Origin of the sequence: Hymenobacter jeongseonensis (assembly GCF_015694725.1) — a bacterium.
Taxonomy (GTDB): domain Bacteria; phylum Bacteroidota; class Bacteroidia; order Cytophagales; family Hymenobacteraceae; genus Hymenobacter; species Hymenobacter jeongseonensis.
In genome coordinates, this window is sequence record NZ_JADQDQ010000017.1 from 1 (window position 1) to 17,475 (window position 17,475).

Genomic DNA, 17,475 nt, shown 5'->3' on the forward strand with positions numbered 1-17,475 from the left:
TCAATCGCCCAACCACTTCGAATCCCAACTCCAAACCACGTCCCAATTGTGTCCGGCTTAGCTAGACCACCTCAGTTGACCCCTGTTGCCCTCTTGTACTACCGCAATCCGCTCGGTAGCATCACCTACGACCCCCTCGGCTTTGTGGCCTTGAAATGGTCAGACGCGCCGGTCACGTCCGCCGAGTTGCAGTCCTTGTACGCCCACACCCTGCAGGCGCTGCGCTACCACGAGACCTGCAAACTCTTAACCGACCAAACCGACCGCCAGGCCCTGTCAGAGGAGATGCAGACGTGGATTGTGGAGCAGTCGATTCCTCAAGCCATTGCCGACTGCGCTTACAGCCATTGTGCAATTGTGGAATGCTCCCGCGAAGACCACCGGCAGGCGGCGCGGGCGGTCGGTAGCCGCCTGACCGGCCCGCTGGAGTTTCGCTACTTTGAGCAGGAATCCGACGCCCGCCAGTGGCTCCAATCCACCTAGCGCCCCCCGGAACTGCCTTGTGAACAGGGGAAGCTTCCGTCGGTGGAAACGAAGTTTAGGAAAATGGTCCGCAGGTATAGGCGCTTTGTTCACTTAGAACGAGCGACTACTTGCCCTCACCCGGTTCGGCGCGCCGGGCCAAGACGTTTACGGCCTGTTTCCCGCTGACGAACAGTGTAAAGAGGAACGCGAGTTGGAGCAGCGCGGGCAGCCAGAAGGCGGGGATATTATCTAATCCGTACACAACGACGGCGTCGGGACAGGCCCAGGCATACCGTACCCGGAGCACCGGCCCCACGAATTGGAAGCGCTCGCCCGTCCATAACGGCCGGGTCACGGAGGTCTCGTGGTTTTCAAACGCGTTGAAAAACCGAATGTGCAACCGCCCATCCGGCAAGAGGCCCACCGACGCGTCGGCCTCTTGGTAGAGCAGATGCAACGCATACACGGGCCACGTGCGGTAGGCCAGCCAGGCGCTTCCAAGCAGCAGCAGCACGAATCGAATCAAGACGCCGGAGATGCTTTTAGTCATGGGAAGTCGAGCTGCGTCGCCGCCCCGCGCCAGCGGGACCGGGTAATGCGGAAGCATAGTCCTCGCGGTCAACGGCCTATGCGGGGCTTCCCGGCGCCGGCTTGGGCGGGCCCCCGCGCCCGCGCCGGGCGGCGGTGTAATGGGTATAGAGCCCCCGAAAGCCTTCCTCCCGGGACACCTCCCCCGCCACGTAGCGGCACAATTGTGCCCAGGCCGCCGGCGAGGGCGGGTACCCCTCGTAGATCTGGCTCAAGACGGCGTTCTCGACCTCGCGCACCCGGTGTGCGCGGGCCGGGTCTGCAGCCCCGGGGCAGAGCAGTAACGGCAAAAACAAGGGCATATGGGGCCGAATCAAGCGGAGGCCCTGTAAGATAATGATTTAGTATAATAAAATGTGATTTATTTACTACGGTTGAGCCGGCGCAAACCGCCGGCGGGGGCACGGGCGGTCGCCCTAGCGGAGTTGGCGCAGGGTCGTTTGCAGCACACTCACCAAGCAGGCGTGCCGTTCGGCCTCCGACCCCTGCCCACGCTCGTGGGTCCAGGCCCGCAGCCGTTCCCGCACCAGGGGCAGGCCCGGGTGCTGCTCGGTGTCCAGGTCGGCCAACGCCGCCGTCAGGCGGCCCACCTGCTCGTGCAAGCCGGCTCCCTCCGCGGGCGTTCGAATTTTCATTTCTTGCACCTGGCGCAGGCCCGCCCGCAGCTGCCGCACCAAGGCTGTATCAGGACAATATTTCATCATACGGAGGGAATAGCAAAATCTTCGCCAAAGACCGGGGCGAACAACTGTCCCCGTCCTCCCTACGGTTCATTTGGGAACCTGGTTTAATGCTACTATTCAGACGCTTGAATATAGGCTGGCAACGGATTCGAGCGCCCGCGGGCGACGGGGCCGCAGCAGCCAAGTGGGCGTCACTCCGTTCACAGAATCGGTCAAGTAAACAGACTAACGAGTCAAAGCAACAGCATCGCCAGCCGTTTCCGCTGCCAGTACAGCACGCCCGCTACCGGCACCAGCAGCCACCAGTAGCTCAGCCCCTGCTCGGTCGTTGCCGTAGCCACCGCACCTGGGGCCGCCGCCACGGGTGCCTTGGGCTTGGTAACCGTGGTGGCTACCGCACCGGCCCCGGCTGCGACGGAGCCGGCGGGCTTGGTAAGAGCCGTACTGCCAGCGCCCGTGGCCACGGCGCTTTGCTTGATTTTAACCGTGCGCGGCGCAAGGCCGGACCGGGCCAGGTTGGCAGCTTGGGCCTTCTGCCACTGCCGGCGCTGGCGGGGCGTGCTGCCGGCCGGCGCCGGTACCAGGTACGCCGGCAGCTGGGCCAGTGAGTCGAGCACCAGGGGCGTGCTCACGAGGGCGACCGACGGCGTGGGCGGCGGCTCAGCGAGCCGGCTGCTCACGCACGAAGCTAGGCTCAGGGCCCACACGGCCAGGAGTAGCGGGGTTCTCATCGTTGCAGGAAAAGTGCTGCCTCGCGGCCGCGACGAAGGGTCAGGCCCCGGTTGGGCTCCAAGACGCGGGTGCGCGGATTGGTGACCTTGTTCCAGGCCCCGAACGCGGCCGTGATGGCGGCGGTATCGGTGCTGCCCAGGTTAGCCAGGCGCAGCACGCTCGACTTGTCAAAGCCCGCGGTTCCGATGTTGAAGCACAGGCTCACCATCGCGTCGAACTGGGTTTGGGTCACCGCCCGCGTGAGGCGCTTGGCCACGTGGGCGCCGTAGGTACGGTCCACGTCGCGCTGGAGCAAGGCGCTGGCCTCGGCTTCGCTCAGCGTGGCGTAGAGGTACTTTTCCTCGCCGTGCAGTATCACGTGGCCGTAGCCAATCGTGGCCTTGCCGGCCGAGCAGAAGTACTTGCGGGCCATGAACCGCTCTTCTCGCTTAATCAGGTCGAGCCCTGCTGGGGAAATTTTCATGCTTGGGTTCTCTCGGCTTCGCGCCGGCGACGGGCCTGTTTGGCCAGGTTGAAAAAAGCGGTGTGCAGGCTCGTGTAAGCCACTTGCTCGTAGGTGCCGTAGGTGCCGCGCTCGGCTAACTCGGCCAGCATTTCCAGCACCTCCGTGCCATCGCCCACGGGCCCCACCTTCGGGGCGGGGCCTTCGCCGGCCGGCTCGGGCTTTTTGTAGAGGTCAGCGTAGGCGCGGTGCACGAAGCGCTGGGCCTTGAGGAAGTGGTGCAGCGCGACGACTTTGTGCCCCAGCGGCAAATCGGTCAGTTCCAGGGCGCGGGCCTCGGCAATCTTGCCGTGGTACCGCTCGCGGCGCTGTCCGTCCCAGCGCGGGTCGTTTTCGTCCACGCCCACGGCGGCCGGCCGGCAGAGCGTGGCCACCAACTGGTCGAGGGCGCGGGGCTGCGGTTGGCGGGGCCGGGCGAAGTGGTGAAAAAAGAGCGTGGCCATCGCGTATTCGACCAGCACGGCATCCGTGAGGTTGGCCTCGGGCAGCAGGTACACCCGGCCCCGGTGCTTGAAGCTGGGCAAGGCCGAGGCGTCGAGTTCCTCTTTCCAGACCCACCCCACCAAACTCACCAAATCCCAAAGCTGGTCGGGCGTGAGCCGGCGCAGCTGCTTATCCTTCAGCTTCGGGCACCAGGCCTGCACGATGGCTAGCCGGGCGGCGACCGAGTCCTGGCTCAGGTGCGGAGCGGCGGCCAGCAGTTGGCGGGCCGTGAGCTCGCCGTAGCGCTCCGGCAGGAAATGAGCTTTGTCGTCGAGGCTAAATCGAATCATGGGGTGACGGGTAAAGCGAGTTTTTCGGTGGGGACCGGCGCGGGCTCAGTCGGGGCAGGTTCGGCCTCTACGGCCCGGGTAATGCGCTTTTGCAGCAGATCCGCCACGCCGGCGTCTACCAGTCCTAGCTTGCTAAAGGAGATAATCAGGCTGCGCAGGTGGAAGATGACAAAAGGCGCAATCGCCAGCTGCGAGAGGAAAAACAGCCCCTTTTCGTGCTGCGAAAAGCCGTGGGCAAAGCCGAGCAGCACTCCTCCCCTGCTGAGCCACCAATCGATGCCGGGAAAAGCTAGGGTTTGGGGCTGGCTATGGGGTTATATTTTCTTCACTCTCAACTGTTTTTGCGCATGGAAACTGCTAAGAAGTTAAGTGTATTGGACCGGGTGGCGCTGCCATCGCCGACGTTTTGGCGCAAGGTGAGTGCGATGGGCAAGGCCATTGGCGGATTGGGCCTGGTACTGGTGACGGCCCCGGTGGCGCTGCCGGCGGCCGTGGTGTCGGTGGCCGGGTACCTGGTGCTGGTGGGGTCGTTGACGGCGGGGCTGTCGGCGCTGACGGTGGAGCCGGGCGCGGTGGCTTCAGGCGATGGAAGTGTTGAACAGTCGGCGGGTAGCGCCGGTACCACGTAACATGGAGGACCGGGCTACTTATGCGGTGAGCAAGCGCGCGGCGCCGCGGCTGAATGTGGCGCAGATGGTGCGGCAGGCGGCGCGGCTGGCGGAGGTGCGGCCGGAGCTGGCGGAGGCATACCGGGTAGCGCTGCGGCGCTGGTCGGGTGACCCGGGGCTGCGGCTGCTGGGGTTGCCAATTGTGACGGAGGGACACCGGTCGGTGGCGGTGCAGGATGAACTGTACTCCCGCGGGCGGAGTGCGCCGGGGCCGGTGGTGACCTATAAGCGCGGCGGGGAATCGAAGCACAATGCGCTGCCGAGCCGGGCGCTGGACGTGGCGTTTCTGCTGGCCGATGGGTCGGTATCGTGGTCGGGGCTGCTGCTGAGCAAGTTTGCGCGGCTGATGAAGGCGGCGGATGCACGAGTGCGCTGGGGCGGCGACTGGCCGGGGTTCAAGGACCGGCCGCACTTTGAGGTGTAGGGGCAAATGAAACGAGCGGGCCAGATGGTCCGCTCGTTTCATAGCAGGGTTATAGGAATTGATATTGGACTGTGGCTGTTGCAGAACTCGGTTTCGGACACCCAGTGCTGTTGCTACAGCATGAGTCTCGCCGCAAACCGGCTGTAAATTGCATTTCTGCATGTCGCTGCGACCGTTGCCACCTGATTTTGAACCCGCTTTAGAGTTCTGCAACAGCCACGACCCTTTCGCTGAACTGATTAGAGCGAATGCGTGGCCGGCAATCTCATTCGGCGGTTACCAGCGGTCCGAAATGGATACGCAGCAGGGTGGCGACTTTCTCTTCATTCAACGGCTTGTTAAGAAAGCCGGCGATGGGCAGGTTGGTGGTTCGGTCCAGGTCGTGGCTGTTCAGGGAGGTGGTGAGCACGACCACGACGGCACGCTGCTGCTGCGCGGGGGGTAGGGCCTGGAAGGCTTCGAGGAATTCGAATCCGTCCATGACGGGCATATTGAGGTCGAGCAGAACCAGTACGGGGTGGGCGGGGCTGAATGAGCTGTCGGGCCGGGCCAGGATGTTCAGGGCCTGCTCGCCGTTGGTGGCCACCAGCACCTGGTCGGCAACGCCGAGGTGGTTCAAGACCTGCTTGTTGAGAAAGTTGGTGATGTCGTCATCATCGACCAGTAGAATAGCGGGAATTTTCTTCATCGTATAGGATAGTAGGGAAGCGAATAAGGAGTAGAGGATAGCAACCTAAACCGCGGTTGTTGTTTCAGGAAGGGCAGTCCCTGGGAGCGTAATGGTGAAGGTGGACCCTATGCCCGGCGTGCTGCTCACGGCAATGGTGCCGCCGGCATTTTCCACAATGCGCTTGACCATGTAGAGGCCGATGCCCGAGCCCTCGACGTGGTCGTGCAGGCGGCGAAACAGGCCAAAGAGCTTGGCCTGCTGGCGCGCGTTCAGCCCGAGGCCGTTGTCCTGCACCTCGAGCACGGCGGCCCCGTTTTCGGTGCGGTGGCTGCGCAGGTGAACCACCGGCGGGCGGCCGGGCTGGTGGTATTTGACGGCGTTGCTGAGCAAGTTGTAGACGAGGCTGCGCAGGTTTTTGGGCGCAAAGGCCAGCCGCGGGCCGCCGGTGACGTCCACAGTCAAGCGAGCTTCGGTGGCGGCGAACTGCGGGGCCAGGTCCAGGCACACGTCTTCGATGAGGCGGGCAAGGTCCACGGGCTCGGCCGGCTCGGCGGCGGCCCGCTGCAGCTTGGTGAGGTCGGTGAGCTGGGCGATGGTCAGTTGGAAGCGGTCCACGGACTGCTGCATCCGGTCGAGCACGGGCTGCACGCCCTCCTGCTGGCGAGCCGGGAGGGGCAGCACCCGTTGCAGGAGATGGAGCAGGCCTTCGAGGTTGGTGATGGGGGCTTTGAGGTCGTGCGAGGCCGTGTAAATGAAGTTGTCCAGGTCGGTGTTGGTGCGCGTGAGCTGGCGGTTGCTTTCGGTGAGGGCCTGATTGGCTTCCTGCAGCTGCTGCCGGGCCCGCACCGAGGCGGTCACGTCCTGGGCAAACGCCCGGATGCCGTCAATGTCGCCGTGCGCGTCGCGGTGGGCCTGGAAGGAAAACGTCCAGTACATCTCCTCCAGCGGGCCGCCGGCCGAGCGGGCCATCTGCAGCGGCATTTCCTCGGCGACGCAGGTTTCGCCGGAGGTGTACACTTGGCGCAGCAGCGTCGGAACGGGCGTATCGGCCAGCTCCGGCAGGGCATCGCGCAAGGGTTTGCCCTGCAGCTCCCGGCCAGGAAAAAAGCGCTGGTAAGCGGGGTTGACAAGCGTGAAGACGTGGTCGGGCCCGTCGAGGACGACGATGGGGGCCGAGGCCTGCATGAACAAGTCCTCCAGCTGCTGGCGCTGGCGTTCGCGCTCCTGGCGGGCCAGCACCTGCTCCGTCACGTCGAAGGCGAAGGTGGAGATGCCCACGACCTCCCCGTTTTCGCGGTAGGCCTGGTAGGTGAAGGTGAAGTACATCGGCTTCGGCGCCTGCCCCCCGGGCCGGGCCACGAGCAGCGGTTGCTCGTGGCCGTAATAGGTTTCGCCCGTGCGGTACACGGCGTCGAGCAGGTCCACCACGCCGGCGTCCACGGTTTCGGGCAGGGCTTCGGCCACGGGGCGGCCGAGCAGCTGGCGGTCGGGGAAGAACTGCTGGTAGGCGGCGTTGACGTACGCGTAGCGGTGGGCCGGGCCACACTGGATGCAAATGGCCGCCGGGGTATGGGCAAACACCTGGGCGAACTCCTCGCGCTCCTGCGCCCGGCGCTGAGCCGCCGCCAGCAGCTCGGCCTGCCGGGCTTCGGCGCGGTGGTTTGCGCGCAGAGTGGTTTCGCCAGCGGGGTCAGTGAAGCTGGTGGCCAGCAGTTCGCCCCCGCGCCGGGCGGCGAGGTGCCAGTAGTTGTCCCGGCCATCGGCCGGGTGGTTGGCCTCGAAGTGGCCGGCCTCGCCGGTGGCAAACACGCGGCAGCAGCAAGTAATTAGGCCGTTCTCGCAGGCGTTGGGGAAGAGCGTCAGGAAGGTTTGTTCGGGCCGTTCGGGCTGGCCGAGCATCTGCTGCCCGGCGGGGTTCAGGTACTCACAGGCAAAGTCCGTGACAGCGGCCCCGTCGGGGCCGTAGAGGGGGCGCCACAAGGCCAGGGCGCTGAAGGAAACCGCCAGCAGGGCGTGGAGCTCAACAGCGGGGAGGGATGGGAGGCTGGCCGGAGGGGTGGGCATGGGGAAGCGGGAACAGAAAGCTGTGGCCCAAACGATATCAGGCCCTGTAAACATCTAGCGGGCTGCCCGTGCTTCCATACGGGGCGGGTGAAGGCCGAGCGGTCTGGGGCCCTTGGACCGGGAGGGCAGCCGTTGGCGTTGGCCGCGAGTCGGAAGGGTGCGCGGCCGCGCTGGCTACGGCCGTAGGCACGCTTTACACCTGCCGATTAGGCGAAAACCAATACCGGCCATGTGCGCCCCTTGGACCGGGAGGCGGGGCTTCCAGATGGGGCGCACAGCCCTTAGGAAGACTTCAGCCCGGGCTCTGTTCGTATCGAAGCCGGGGCCGTGCGCCGGGCCCGCGGCTCGTAGCGCACCCAGTCGGGCGTGTAAGGCACCCCACCGAATAAGTAGAGCATCAGCATGCGCGAGTAGCGCACCGAGAGTGGCGTAAAAAGCATGGCGTTCAGCCCCACTACCACCACGTATACCCAAATCGCGGGGTCGCCGAAGAGGAAGTACAGCGCCGCGGCCGTGACGGCAAAAATTGCCACCGAGAAAGCGTAGCTTACAAACATGGCCCCGTAGTAGAAGCCGGGCTCGGGCTCGGTAGGCTGCCCGCACACGGGGCAGACCGCGGGCATGTCGGCAAAACTGAAGCTGAACGCCCGCGACGTAAAGATTTTGCCTTCGTGGCAACGGGGGCAGCGCAGGGCGAGCAGAGCGGAGGTGTTCGAGGCAATTGGGGCCATGATTTTCAGGAGCTTAATTGAACGATACAAAATTAGGCTCCCCTCCAGGGCGGGTGTCAGCCCATATGCGGGCACCTACCGGACAAATCAACGGATGGCCCCCTTAACGGGCCCGCTGCTGCTGCCGAAAGGCTTCCGGTGTCAGGCCCACGTATTTTTTGAAGTAGCGCGTGAAGTACGACGCGTCGTCAAACCCCAGGTAGTCGGCGACCTGCCCCACCGGGTCGGCGGAGTGGGCCAGCCGCCGCTGGGCTTCGGTGATGACCCGCTCATGAATCAGCTCGCTGGCCGTCTGGTTGAGGAACTGCCGGCACAGGGCGTTGAGGTGGTTGGCCGTCACGGCCAGCCGGTCGGCGTAAAACCGCACGGTTTTCTCGGTGCGGAAATGCGCGTCAAGCAGCTGACTGAAGGCGCGCACCTGCTGCAGGCCGTGCGACGGGGCGTGCCGCTCCTGCTCCTGCCCGTAAAAGCGGGCGGCCAGCTCCAGCAGCAGGTATACATAGGCCCCTACCACTTCGTTGCGATTGGCCGCGGGCGTGGCATTTTCCTCGAAAATGCGGGCAAACAGCCCGTGCAGCGTGTTTTCTGTGGGCGGCAGATAGAGCACGGGGGCGTACGCCGGGTTAAAAAACGGGTAGGCCGCCAGACGGTCGGCCGGGTACTGACGCTGGTAAAAGGCCGCACTGAAAAAGAGGATACAGCCCTGCGCATCGGGCGACAACACCCAGCTGTGGGCCTGGCCGGGCACCAGGAAGTACAGTCCGCCGGGCTGCAGCTCGTAGGTGACCAGGTCGATGGTATGCGTGCCCTGCCCCTGCGTGATGTAGAGCAGCAGGTAGAAGCTGTGGGCGTGGGGCCGGCTCACGACCGGAAAGCGGGCCAGGTGGTCTTCCAGCCGCTCGATGTAGTAGCCCGGGCCGGGCCGGTGGGGCTCGGAAAAGTGCTCAAGGGCCAGTACGGGCAGGCTCGGCGTTTTCATAGGCAGGCCCTGGGCAAAGTCGGCGGAACGATTCTGCCCGAACTTACGCAATTTTCGCCCGGCGTTACGAGCCACCGGCGGCCGCGATACGATGCCGCTAGGTTCCCGGTGCTAATCGTGCGCCGGGGACAGGGCCTGGCGGAAGGCCAACGGCGTCTGGCGCACGTACTTTTTAAAGTAGCGGCAGAAGTACGACGCATCGGCAAAGCCCAGGGCCACGGAGATGGCAGCCACGGAGGAACCCGATTGGGTTAGCAGCCTTTGCGCTTCGGCCACGATGCGGGCGTGCAGCACGTCGCTGGCGGTCTGGTGCAGCAGCCGGCGGCAGAGGGCATTGAGGTGGTTGGGGCTCAAGGAAAGCTGCGCGGCGTAGCCACTCACCGTTTTCAGCGTTCGGAACTGCTGGTCAACCAAGTGGGCAAATGCCCGCACTTGCCAGTGCCGCTCGTTCAGGAGCAGCGGTAGCCCCATGGGGGTCTGGCCAACGGGAGCCACAACCGGGAATGGAAGCGGCAACTCCTGGCGGGGCGGCGGCAGCCCGACGGACGCATGAGTTGGAGACATGAGCGCAAGGAGTTAGTGTTCTCCTGCAAAATTCGTCACCTGGTCACCGATGCCGATAGGACAGAGGCGGGCATCTCCGGCACATTTGCGGGCAGAGAAAACAGCGGAATCTAACTCGAATAACATCTGGCAACTTCACCTCTGCGTTTACTTTTGGACCGTTTCATTGAACAAGCATAAGAGTTAACCTACTGCTCTGTATCGATAGTATAGCTGGTGATTCAATGGGTATTCCACTCCCCGAAAAACGGTTAGTTGCAGGCCCAGTACGCCGAGATGAACCAGCATCACCAGCAGAACAAAGACGTACCCGATGCCTGTGAGCCTGCGCATAAGCCTAGCCAAGGTGGACACCAGCAGGTACACAATCGTGTGCAGGAGCAGGGCGAATACGTCCCCGAGTCCATGCCCATATGTAACCCACCCGGTCAAACACAAATACAAGAGCGCCATGCCGCTAACGGCATAAAGTGATAAACAAAAGAAGAGAAGCTTCTTCATCGTCCGGCAGTCAAGCTCAATGCTAGGGCAGAGTTCGCCTCGTTGATGAAAATCACTCGAACGCTCGTTTTTCTGAACAACCCTGCCGCTAAGTCAAAGCCCTGCTGGTTTACGCCAGCAGGGCTTTGACTTAGCGGCAGGGTTGTTCAGCTTACCGGATAGGACAAGACAAGTCCGTGTAGCCCCGAGCGAAGCGCTAACCGGGCGGCCAGCAATGCGGCCTCAGCGAGGCACGAGGGGAAACCGATGCCGTAACGATTACGGGTTTATCCCGGCGAATCTCCGTAGTAATCCGCTGGCCCATGATGGAAAGGGGGCGTATAACTGACAGCTGAAAAGAGGGTTGCCTTTAAGCATCAACCCCAACGTGGGCGCCGGCTGCACCACGTTGGGGTTGATGCTTTATGGGCTGCTTCTATGTTTCAGGGCAGTTAATGTTGAAAAGTTCGTATGCACAACCATCGACCAACGGACCGGCTCGAATATTTCAGCGACGCCGTGTTGGCCATCGCGGCAACCTTGCTGGCGACCGAACTGCCTAAGCCCGAAACGGAAACGGGCTTGCTACAGGAGATTGTGAAACTCTGGCCGCATTATGCGGCCTTCGCGGCGTCTTTCCTGTTCATCTGTATTGCCTGGTCCAACCACCACAACATGTTTAGTTACATCAAGCAGACGGACCAGTACCTGCTTCTCCTGAATATTCTGTTTTTGATGTTTGTTACCCTGCAATCCTTTACCACCGGGCTATTGGCCCGTCATGTCGGCAAACCCGACGAGCGTACGGCCGCCCTGATATACCACGGGACGTTGGTGTTGATGACCTTGTTCTATAATTGTACCTGGTGGTACGCCATTAGCCGGGATGAACTGTTGAAAGACGGCACCGATAAGCGGCTCATTCGTCGGCTGACAATAGAATATGCCATCGCCCCTGCGCTGCACCTGGCCGCCTTAACCATCTGCCTGTGGAGCGTACCTTTTAGCATCGTCCCTGTTTTGCTGTTATATGTCTATTTTGCCTTTCCCCGGCTGAGTGAAATAAGGATGAAACAGGAAAACCCAACTTTGGAATAGACAAGCATAGGAAGCTGTTAATTTCTAACACTTTAATAGACAAAATTCAAAGAATCATCTTAATTCATTGAACCATGACGATGACTACAAAAGGATTACTCGTTCGTTTAGAGGCGAAACATGGCAAGGATGACGAGGTGGAAGATTTTCTTTCTTCTGCCCTTCCATTAGTACGGCAGGAGGCTGGAACAAAAGCCTGGTTTGCCGTTCGTTTTGGCCGGTCTGAATATGGCATCGTCGATTTCTTCCCTGATGAAGAATCCCGGGATGCCCATCTTAACGGGGCGGTTGCCAGCGCCTTGCTGCAGAAAGCAGATGAATTATTTGAAACCTCCCCGCATATCCAGAAAATAGAGGTACTTGCCAGCAAACTACCCTCCCAACCGCCAGCGGAACCTAATACAAAAGGACTATTGCTCACCTTTAAAGCGAAAGAGGGCCACGAGCAGGAGGTGGTACAATTTTTAAAAGATGCCCAGCCGTTGGCCATGGCAGAAGAAGAGACGATTGCGTGGTTTGCTATCCGCCTGCCTAATGGGGAGTATGGCATTTTCGATGTTTTTCCTGACAATGGTGGCCGTTTAAAACACCTCGCGGGCCGTATTCCCCAGGAATTAACCAAACATGCGCTTTCGTTGCTTGGCAGTATCCCGGATATGGATTTGCTTAAGGTTACGGCGGAGAATTTTAATTCTTGATTACATTAAAAACAACCGGACTGCTTCGGGCGATAAACACTATATCATCAGCGGCTCTGAGGAGGAAGATTTCATTGCTTCTTGTCTGGAGGATGGTTTTCTTTTCGCCCAGGATGGAAGTTTCACCGCTTTATTCAAGTTCAAAATCAGGGCGTTCAGGTGGCCGTTAAGGTATTGACGGATAAGCCGGATAGGAACAAGCTGATTTGTGATATTCACGAAATGGGCACGTTTGCGTGGCGTTCCGGAACGGTTGCGGTGATGTACCCGATTTTTACAGTGGGACGATGGAGATGGACCGATTCGATTTGCCGAAGGGCCACTACCACTTCATGCTGTGTGGGTCGAATACCAAGTCGGTTAACATGAGCCAAGCGCAGGGAGAAGAACGCCGTCAGCTTCTGACTTTAACCAACTAAACGGGCCAAAAATGGCTTTTTAAATGGTCTCCTTTTCTTTTCCGACCGTTAACTTGAACGGATGAAACGCGGTTTTTCAGTTTTCCTGCAAACACTCCAACCGATGCTCGGTCGATGGGTGCTTGCTTTCGCTCTGCTCTCCGGCTGCACCCCTCCACTGCGCCTCGCCACGCAAGCCGAAGCGGCGGCAACCGGCGTACAGGTGCCCACCCAGCACGCCACGGGGCAATCGGGCGGGGAATTAACGGTGCGCAATGCGGGCCCGCGTCCCTGCTTCCTCACCCGCCCCTATCATTGTTCGGTGTACCTATTTCTCTACGATGCCCAGCACCGGCCGTTGCTGCCGAATCGCAAGGTGAAACGGTACTGCAACCCGGCCGAGGCCGGTCCGGTTGGGCTGGCGCCCGGCGACTCGATTCGCAACACCTTGGAAAGCCCGCGCGACAACCACGACGAAGACGAGTTGCGCAACGCGCGCTTCTTTGAGGTGGTCTACCAAGCAAGCATCACCACCCAGCTGCACGCCCCGCGGAGCCAACGGTTCACCCGTTATACCTTCAAAGTAACCGGTACCGTCGAGTGAGAGCACTGCATAGCAATCCCCTCCTCTTCTATTTGGACCCTATTGGGACACATGCCTTGGTGCAAGGTCACCGTAGAAGTGGGAGGCGGTGACGCCGCCGTCCATCAGAAAGTCGCTGCCGGTGATGAAGGTACCTTCCGGGCCCAAGAGCAGCGCGCCGACCGCGCCCACCTCGTCGGGAGTGCCCACGCGCTTCGCCGGGCAGCCTTCCATCATGCGCCGGTAGCCGGCACCTCGCGGGCCGGTCAACTCGTCCTTGGCCAAGGGCGTCATGATGATGCCGGGGCTAATAGCGTTGACCCGCGCACCACGCCGGCCCCAGCGCACGGCTTCGGCCTTCACTCGCAACGAATTGGCGCGCTTGGATACTTGGTACGCATGCAGCGGGTCGGGTACCTGGTCAGGCTGGAGCATGGGCAGGGCCAGCAACTCTTCCACCGGCGTGGTAGCGAGGGCCTTGTCCTGCTCGGCGGTGAGCGCCGGCAAACGGTGCCCCGACTGCGACGAAATGACGACGCCCGCTCCCCCGGGCGCGATGACGTTGCCGAAGGCTTCTAGCACCAGCGCGGTGCCGTACAAGTCGACCCGCAGGATGGTAGCCGGCGGCGCTTGCGTGGGCGAAACGCCCGCCGCGTGGATGAGGCCGGTGACCTGGCCAAGGGCCGTCGCGGTTTCGACGAGGGCTTGCACGGATGTACGGGACGATATGTCCACGATGGTGGTGCTGACGTCGAAGCCCGCTTCGCTCAGGACCTTGGCGGCGGCTTCGGCGTTTTCCAGGCGCAGGTCGGCCAGTAAGACGTGCTTGCCCGCGCTCACCCGCCGGGCAATGGCTTGGCCGATGGAGCCGGCTCCAATAACAACGGTTACGTTGGTGGTCATGGCGGTAATGAAAAATTTTATTGCTACGACTGCAACCTACGTCAGGCCAAGTATTGGGCACGTGTGCGCGACTACAAGCGCATAACCACGCTCCGGCCAACGGCGTAGGGTGGTTATTGAGTAGTGACACCATTAAAACGAGCGGGCCAGATGGTCCGCTCGTTTTGGTTTGGTATTAGTATAACGTCGCTTGTTAAGCTGCTTGCCGGAAAGCCAGCGGCGTGGTACCGGTGTGCTGCTTGAAGAAGCGGTGAAAGTAGGTGGCGTACTCAAAGCCGAGGCGGTCGGCGATGTCGCCCACGCTCCAGTCGGTGTGGTGCAGGAGCACCTTAGCTTCGCTGGTGATGCGGTCGGCAATATGGGCCGTGGTGGGCTTACCCGTCACTTGCTTCACGGCCCGGTTCAGGCTGTTGACGTGCACGGCCAGCCGGTCGGCGTACTCCTGGGCGTTTTTCAGCAAGGGCTCGTTGTACGCTTTGGTCACCGGAAATTGGATGTCCAGCAGGGTCATGAACAGGTTGGTGACGCGCTCGGCCGAATTGGTGGCTACGGCCGGAAACGAACTGGCTGGCTCCAGTCGGGTCGCCTCGTGGACAATGAGCGAGAGCTGGCTGCGCAGCAACTCGTCCTTGTGCTCGTATTCGGTGTCGAAGTCCTTCCGCATCCGGCCAAACACCTCGCCCAAGTAGCGCTGCTGCTCGTCGTCGAGGTAATACACCGGGTTGCCGTCGACCCGGTAGAGCACCGACTCTTTGAGGCGGACGCCGCGCATGGCCGACTGCAAGAACGGTTCGGTGAAGGCGCAGATGTAGCCTTCCTGCTCGCCCGTGCCTTCCACCGGTTCCCACGAAAACGGCACCAGGCGGTTGGTGAACACCAGCGCGGGCCGGTCAATCAGGTAGCTGCGGGTGGCGTAATGCAGCTCGTTGGCCCCGCGCAGCACCAGCACGCACTTAAACACGTCGCGCCGGTCGTAGTGCCCCAGGCCGCATTCGGCCTCCTGCATGGTCAGCACGGTGATTTCGCCCCCGGAGGGCGAGACACTCGGGTAAATGTCTGGGCGCGGCGACGGAAGCAAGGGGGTTGCCATGGGGTGTCTACGGGTGGGAAGGGAAATAAGGAGACCTGCCGCCTGCGTCATCCGGTCAGAAAGGGCTAGTGGCCGGCGCTGGCCGCCGGCTCGTCGTAGGCGAGGGAGGACGACAATTCCCGGTAAGCGGCGGTTTCCTGCTGGAGCACGGCGGCGACTTGCTCGGCGGTGGCCACGGCATCGGCCCCGGCCAGAAAGCGGCGGGGTGGGTTTTCTTGACTGGAAATCGTGAGCAGTGCTTGGGCGAGCTTGGCCGGGTCGCCCGTCTGCTGGCCGTTGTGGCCCGTCCAGAACTGCTCCTGCGCGGCCCGGCGCTCGTTGTAGTCGGCAATTGGGTGAGTGGCAAAGTTAGTGGACTCTTCGGTGAGCAGCTCGGTGCGGAAGAAGCCCGGGTTGACCACAATGGTGTCGATGCCAAAGGGAGCAACTTCGGCCTGCAGCGACTGCATCCAGCCCTCCAGGCCGAACTTGGAGGCGGCATAGGCGGCCCCGAATTCGAAGCCGACGAGGCCCGCCGTGGAGGAGATGGTGATAATCTGGCCGGCGCGCTGCCGGCGCAACACCGGCAGCACGGCCCGGGTCACGTTCATGGGGCCGAGGAGGCTGGTGGCCAGCTGCTGGTTTATCTGCTCCGGGCTCAGCTCCTCGAAGAAGCCGGCGTAGAAGTTGGCCGCGTTATTCACCAGCACGTCGAGGCGGCCAAACCGGTCGAGGGCGGCCTGCACGGCGGCTTCCGCCTCGCCGGGCTGGGTGATGTCGAGCGTGAGCACCAGCAGGTCATCGGACGCGCCAACGGCTTGCGCGACGCGCTCCCGGTTGCGGCCGGTGGCCACGACGGCGTGGCCGGCGGCCAACACGGCTTTGGTGATGTCCAGGCCCATTCCCCGGCCGGCGCCGGTAATCAGCCATACTTGCTTGTCTGCCATGATGTTGTTTCGTTTTATGACTAGGGTTTGACGGGAAGCGTTTGAAATTATGCCGTTTAGAGGGTGCGCTTGAAGAATGGCGCCAACTTGTCCAGTGCCAGGCCCGCGCCCTTGCCGTCGTAGAGGTCCATGTGCGTGGCCCCGGAAATGAGGACCAAGTCCTTGGGCCCCGCGGCCTTGGCGTACAGGTCCCGGCTGTGCCAGAGCGAGCCGGCTGCGCTGCCCGCGACAATCAGCAGGGGTTGCGTGAGCAGCGTTTCGGCTTGGTCGAAGGCGTTGAACACGGCCCCGTAGCCGGCGCTGGTCAGCAGCATCTTGTTGGGGGCGTTGGGGTGCTGGCCGCGCGGCGTGAGGTAGTAGTCGGCGGCCTCTTGCAAATCGCGGGGCGCGGTTTTGTCCCCCACGTTGGGCACATAAGGCACGTACACGGGCGCCGCGCCAGCAGCTTCGGCGGTGCGCTGCTGGGCCACGGCTTCCAGCGTGGCCAGCTGGCCAGACTGCGTGGCCTGGCCGTCCCACCCTTTGCGGCTCGCCGCGCCCACGTCCACGGCGCTCACGGTGGCCAGGGCCTTGAGGCGGCGCTCGGTCATGGCGGCTTTCACGGTGGCCCCGCTGCCGGCGCAGATGCCGAGCGCGCCGAGGCGCTGGGCGTCCACGTAGGCTAGCGTGGTCAGGTAGTCGACGGCGCTGGAAATGTCGCCCACGCGCTTCATGGGGTCGTCGAGGAAGCGGGGAAGGCCCTCACTGGCGCCCTGGTGCGACGCGTCGAACGCCAGGGCGATGAAACCCTGCGCGGCCAGGCGCTGCGCGTACAGGCCGGCGGTCTGCTCCTTCACGCCGCCCCCGGGGTGCACGACGACAATGGCAGCGTAGGTTTTGGCCGCGTCGAAGCCGGCGGGCAGATAGAGGTTGCCGGCCATCTTCAGGGGGCCGTTCGGGAACTGCACACTTTTCACTGTGGCAGCTACCGGTTGGTGGCTAGGCTCAGGCGAAACGGCGGGGGCAGCCCGCGACAATGGGGCGCCGGTGAACCCTGACAAGGCGGCGGATGCCCCGAAAAGGGCCGCAGTGGCTACTAAGCGGCGGCCCTGCACCAGGCGACGCTTTCGGTTCGTGTCTGCTTCTTGCTTATTCTGGCTCATATCCTTTTTCGTTAAGGTTTCTTGGGCTCCACCACTCGTCGCCAGGCAACCTAGTTGAAGCAAGACAAAGGTCCCCCGCTTAAAAAAGGCGTCACAACACGAATCAAACCGCTTTGTGCACAAATCAAACAGCAACGTGGGAGGCGTTCAATGTGCAACTGGGAATAAATTGTGGGTACTGACTGGCCGCGTTTTGCGGTGTAGGGTGGAAACGAAACGAGCGGGCCAGATGGTCCGCTCGTTTTGGTTGGTGGCACTTTAGGACGTGGGGTGTATTAGTCAGGGCAATCCAGCCACCGCCCAAAAAATACGCA

22 protein-coding genes are annotated in these 17,475 nt (G+C 62.3%); 6 read left to right on the forward strand and 16 right to left on the reverse strand.

All coding sequences use genetic code 11. From position 1 onward, the window contains the following. Positions 1-75: 75 nt before the first annotated feature. Entirely contained in the window at positions 76-483 is a 408-nt protein-coding gene (locus I2I05_RS20220) for a SpoIIAA family protein (RefSeq protein WP_196284080.1), read from the forward strand. 106 nt (positions 484-589) lie between these two features. On the opposite strand, the gene I2I05_RS20225 is transcribed toward I2I05_RS20220, so the two are convergent. The 7 genes from I2I05_RS20225 to I2I05_RS20255 form a co-directional block, all read right to left on the reverse strand. Beyond that, positions 590-1,015, reverse strand: coding sequence for a hypothetical protein (locus I2I05_RS20225; RefSeq protein ID WP_196284081.1), 426 nt, complete (start codon positions 1,013-1,015; stop codon positions 590-592). A gap of 76 nt (positions 1,016-1,091) precedes the next feature. Continuing rightward, positions 1,092-1,355, reverse strand: a complete 264-nt coding sequence (locus I2I05_RS22475; protein WP_196284082.1) for an antitoxin VbhA family protein — start codon at positions 1,353-1,355, stop codon at positions 1,092-1,094. Positions 1,356-1,469: 114 nt separating this feature from the next. Continuing rightward, positions 1,470-1,757 (reverse strand): hypothetical protein, encoded by a 288-nt coding sequence (locus I2I05_RS20235; protein WP_196284083.1) that lies wholly within the window; start codon positions 1,755-1,757, stop codon positions 1,470-1,472. A 212-nt stretch (positions 1,758-1,969) separates the two neighbouring features. Beyond that, entirely contained in the window at positions 1,970-2,467 is a 498-nt protein-coding gene (locus I2I05_RS20240; RefSeq protein WP_196284084.1) for a hypothetical protein, read from the reverse strand. Continuing rightward, positions 2,464-2,931 (reverse strand): lysozyme, encoded by a 468-nt coding sequence (locus tag I2I05_RS20245; protein WP_196284085.1) that lies wholly within the window; start codon positions 2,929-2,931, stop codon positions 2,464-2,466. The genes I2I05_RS20240 and I2I05_RS20245 overlap by 4 nt, the downstream gene beginning before the upstream one ends. Next, the gene (locus tag I2I05_RS20250) at positions 2,928-3,743 is read right to left on the reverse strand and encodes a hypothetical protein (RefSeq protein ID WP_196284086.1); all 816 of its coding nucleotides are present in this window, start codon (positions 3,741-3,743) and stop codon (positions 2,928-2,930) included. Before I2I05_RS20250 ends, I2I05_RS20245 begins: the two co-directional genes overlap by 4 nt. Continuing rightward, positions 3,740-3,994 (reverse strand): hypothetical protein, encoded by a 255-nt coding sequence (locus tag I2I05_RS20255; RefSeq protein WP_196284087.1) that lies wholly within the window; start codon positions 3,992-3,994, stop codon positions 3,740-3,742. Before I2I05_RS20255 ends, I2I05_RS20250 begins: the two co-directional genes overlap by 4 nt. Before the next feature lie 96 nt (positions 3,995-4,090). On the opposite strand from I2I05_RS20255, the gene I2I05_RS20260 reads away from it, so the two are divergent. Together I2I05_RS20260 and I2I05_RS22015 are read left to right on the forward strand one after the other, a co-directional pair. Further along, complete coding sequence (locus I2I05_RS20260; protein ID WP_196284088.1) at positions 4,091-4,372, forward strand: hypothetical protein; 282 nt, start codon at positions 4,091-4,093, stop codon at positions 4,370-4,372. Then, entirely contained in the window at positions 4,335-4,835 is a 501-nt protein-coding gene (locus tag I2I05_RS22015) for a M15 family metallopeptidase (protein WP_317192385.1), read from the forward strand. Before I2I05_RS20260 ends, I2I05_RS22015 begins: the two co-directional genes overlap by 38 nt. 265 nt (positions 4,836-5,100) lie before the next feature. Here the strand turns inward: I2I05_RS22015 and I2I05_RS20270 are convergent, their stop codons facing one another. The 5 genes from I2I05_RS20270 to I2I05_RS20290 all read right to left on the reverse strand — a co-directional run bounded on the left by I2I05_RS20270 (position 5,101) and on the right by I2I05_RS20290 (position 9,843). After that, positions 5,101-5,523 (reverse strand): response regulator, encoded by a 423-nt coding sequence (locus I2I05_RS20270; protein WP_196284089.1) that lies wholly within the window; start codon positions 5,521-5,523, stop codon positions 5,101-5,103. Between the two features lie 45 nt (positions 5,524-5,568). Continuing rightward, complete coding sequence (locus I2I05_RS20275; RefSeq protein ID WP_196284090.1) at positions 5,569-7,569, reverse strand: sensor histidine kinase; 2,001 nt, start codon at positions 7,567-7,569, stop codon at positions 5,569-5,571. A gap of 281 nt (positions 7,570-7,850) precedes the next feature. Further along, positions 7,851-8,300: a DUF983 domain-containing protein gene (locus I2I05_RS20280; RefSeq protein ID WP_230688447.1), complete on the reverse strand. Its 450-nt coding sequence runs from the start codon at positions 8,298-8,300 to the stop codon at positions 7,851-7,853. A 103-nt stretch (positions 8,301-8,403) separates the two neighbouring features. Then, positions 8,404-9,279, reverse strand: a complete 876-nt coding sequence (locus I2I05_RS20285; RefSeq protein WP_196284091.1) for an AraC family transcriptional regulator — start codon at positions 9,277-9,279, stop codon at positions 8,404-8,406. Between the two features lie 111 nt (positions 9,280-9,390). Beyond that, positions 9,391-9,843: a helix-turn-helix domain-containing protein gene (locus I2I05_RS20290; protein ID WP_196284092.1), complete on the reverse strand. Its 453-nt coding sequence runs from the start codon at positions 9,841-9,843 to the stop codon at positions 9,391-9,393. A gap of 951 nt (positions 9,844-10,794) precedes the next feature. On the opposite strand from I2I05_RS20290, the gene I2I05_RS20295 reads away from it, so the two are divergent. From I2I05_RS20295 to I2I05_RS20305, 3 genes are all read left to right on the forward strand, one after another. After that, positions 10,795-11,421 (forward strand): TMEM175 family protein, encoded by a 627-nt coding sequence (locus I2I05_RS20295; RefSeq protein ID WP_196284093.1) that lies wholly within the window; start codon positions 10,795-10,797, stop codon positions 11,419-11,421. A gap of 74 nt (positions 11,422-11,495) precedes the next feature. Beyond that, on the forward strand, positions 11,496-12,119 hold the full coding sequence (locus tag I2I05_RS22520; RefSeq protein ID WP_230688448.1) for a putative quinol monooxygenase: 624 nt from the start codon (positions 11,496-11,498) through the stop codon (positions 12,117-12,119). A 537-nt stretch (positions 12,120-12,656) separates the two neighbouring features. After that, complete coding sequence (locus I2I05_RS20305) at positions 12,657-13,121, forward strand: hypothetical protein (protein ID WP_196284094.1); 465 nt, start codon at positions 12,657-12,659, stop codon at positions 13,119-13,121. A gap of 39 nt (positions 13,122-13,160) precedes the next feature. On the opposite strand, the gene I2I05_RS20310 is transcribed toward I2I05_RS20305, so the two are convergent. The 4 genes from I2I05_RS20310 to I2I05_RS20325 form a co-directional block, all read right to left on the reverse strand. Further along, a complete protein-coding gene (locus tag I2I05_RS20310) occupies positions 13,161-14,003 on the reverse strand; it encodes an SDR family oxidoreductase (protein ID WP_196284095.1) in 843 nt (280 codons plus the stop codon). Between the two features lie 193 nt (positions 14,004-14,196). After that, a complete protein-coding gene (locus tag I2I05_RS20315) occupies positions 14,197-15,093 on the reverse strand; it encodes a helix-turn-helix domain-containing protein (protein ID WP_196284096.1) in 897 nt (298 codons plus the stop codon). A gap of 65 nt (positions 15,094-15,158) precedes the next feature. Continuing rightward, positions 15,159-16,019 (reverse strand): SDR family oxidoreductase, encoded by an 861-nt coding sequence (locus I2I05_RS20320; RefSeq protein WP_196284097.1) that lies wholly within the window; start codon positions 16,017-16,019, stop codon positions 15,159-15,161. Between the two features lie 56 nt (positions 16,020-16,075). Beyond that, the gene (locus I2I05_RS20325) at positions 16,076-17,161 is read right to left on the reverse strand and encodes an alpha/beta hydrolase (RefSeq protein ID WP_196284098.1); all 1,086 of its coding nucleotides are present in this window, start codon (positions 17,159-17,161) and stop codon (positions 16,076-16,078) included. Positions 17,162-17,475: the final 314 nt, after the last annotated feature.